The following is a 2,397-nucleotide window of genomic DNA, read 5'->3' as shown; positions in this document are numbered from 1 at the left end:
TCCCACCCAAAGGACCTGTGACTCTATCGATTGAGTTGAACCCAGAAGAACTCGAATTGGCATTCGCAAGCGAGGGCGCTTCGACCCAGGTCGCGTAGGTCCGCTTTAGCCTGCTTCTCCGGCCAAATGGGCGATTGCTAGGATTGGCAGCTCATGACCGATGCTGTCGATAAAGTCTCAGGCACGTAGCGCACTGGCAATAATCGAATCCACGTGCCGCGTTCTTTGAATCAATATTGCGCGCCGAGACTCCTATCTTGACTCAATGTTGCTGACTTGCGCCTCGAAAATCGTTTATCGACAGCATCGGTCAAAAGCAGACCTGAGGCTTGTGGGACGCAACGTCAGCTTTTGGGGTACCTAGGGGACATCGGCTCGGCGGGAGGGACGCCCACTAGCTGGCCCAATGAGGACCTTCAGACCGGATAGGGCGGCAGAGTCTATTCACACTAGTTGTAGGCCTCCGCAACCAACCTAGGCTGGTCGCCTCAACGTCCATTTGGTACGTTCTTGAGCAAATCTAGCCCAGGATTTGAACTTACACCTCGAATTTCATGAAGGGATGATTACGGCGGATTCGCTCCTCCGCTACCAAATCCTTTCTCCAAATCAGGCGCGACGCATTGCTCCGGCATTCCGGCTTGGCACCCGTTTGCCGGGCTTCTAATCTGATTGCGCATTCCGGGGGAAAAGAATGGGCCGGCCACTGCGCAGTATCACGATCGTCGGCGGCGGCACGGCGGGCTGGCTTGCCGCCAGTTTTCTCAATCGCTTTTGCAAATCGAAAGACTCAAAGCACCAGCTCGAGATCACGCTGATCGAGTCGCCGTCGATCCCGATTGTCGGCGTCGGCGAGGCGAGCCTGCCCGGCATGGTGGTGCTGCTGAACCAGCTCGGCGTCTCGGAAGCCGAGTTCTTCAAGCTCACGGATGCGACCTTCAAAGTCGCGGCGCATTTCATCAACTGGAACCACGACGACAAGGGCAAGCCGGTCGAGTTCCTGAATATCCTGAACGCGCCTGGCGCGATCGACGGGCGCGCACTCGCCGACTATTTCATTACCTTCGATCCAGGCCGCGCCGCATCGGACGCAGGGCTCGCCTATGTGCGCGCGTTTTCGCCGGTGGCGGAGATCGTGCGCGGCAATCTCGCGCCGCGCCGTCCCGGCGAGCCCGAGTTCAGCGGCGAGGTCGGCTACACCTATCATTTCGACGCCACGAAGCTTGCCGCTTTTCTGAAGGACATCGCGACGAGCCGTGGCGTGAAGCATGTCCTGGACGATGTGGACGACGTCAATCTCGACGAGCGCGGGTTCGTCAAATCTCTCACCCTGCGCCGTCAGGGCGAACATGCCGTCGAGCTCGTCATCGATTGCACCGGCTTTCGCGGCTCGATCCTGCAGCAGGCTTTGGGCGAGCCGTTCGAGCCGTATGGCGACTATCTGCTGAACGACCGCGCCGCCGTCGTGCAGATTCCCCATAAGGATCCCCGCATCATCGCGCCCACGACGCGGGCGACGGGCTTTTCCGCGGGGTGGAATTTCAACATCCCGCTGACGACGCGCGTCGGCACGGGCTACATCTTCTCCAGCAAGTTCATCTCCGACGACGAGGCGATGGAGGAACTCCTCGCCTTCTACGGCGACCAGGCCAAAGGCTGCGAGCCGCGCATCATCCCCATAAAGACGGGCCGCGTGCGCAATGCCTGGGTGAAGAACTGCGTGGCGCTCGGCCTGTCCGGCGGCTTCATCGAGCCACTTGAGGCGACCGCGATCTTCATGACTGATCTCGGGGTGCGCTGGCTTCAGCATTATCTGCCGACGCAGGATTTCGAGCCCGAGCTCGCCGCCGCCTATAATCGCCAAGTGGCTCGCGTGTACGATGAGGTGCGCGACTTCATCCAGGCGCATTACCACCTGAACAATCGCCAGGATTCCGAATATTGGAAAGCGGCGCGGGAAGGCATGTCGCTCTCCGATCGCCTCCAGGAAAATCTGGAGGTGTGGCGGCACACGACTCCCGAAGGCTTGGACCTCGGTAGCGCCTATCTCTTCAGTAGTCCGGTCTACACGCTGCTCCTGATCGCCAAGGGCTTCTACAAGGACGCCCACTTGGCGAAGGCGCCTTTTCTGAGCCGCACGGCGTATGAGCGGTACCGGGCCGGCGAGCGCAAGGCGCGGCCCGGCCAGCTCGCGGGCCTTATCAGCCATGCGGAGTTTTTGAAGACCGGCGGCAGGGCGGCCGGCCCATTGGCGAGCCCCGCCATGGCTCCGGCGTTCGCGCCAGGCGGTACGAAGATCAAGCTCCCAATTCAGGCGGCATCGCGACCCGCGCGGCGCAAGCCGAAGCGCCGCTGAGCGCGGCTCGCGTCTGCACTTGGATGAGAAAGGCTTGGGTT

1 protein-coding gene is annotated in these 2,397 nt (G+C 61.0%); it reads left to right on the top strand.

What is annotated here, in order from left to right; genetic code table 11:
- Positions 1-694 precede the first annotated feature (694 nt).
- A complete protein-coding gene (locus ACSLE4_RS11325) occupies positions 695-2,356 on the top strand; it encodes a tryptophan halogenase family protein (RefSeq protein WP_435904554.1) in 1,662 nt (553 codons plus the stop codon).
- Positions 2,357-2,397: the final 41 nt, after the last annotated feature.

It is taken from the genome of Methyloceanibacter sp., assembly GCF_051306395.1.
GTDB lineage: Bacteria > Pseudomonadota > Alphaproteobacteria > Rhizobiales > Methyloligellaceae > Methyloceanibacter.
The sequence above is the reverse complement of the archived record's forward strand: the minus strand, read 5'-3'. Positions and strand labels throughout refer to the sequence as shown.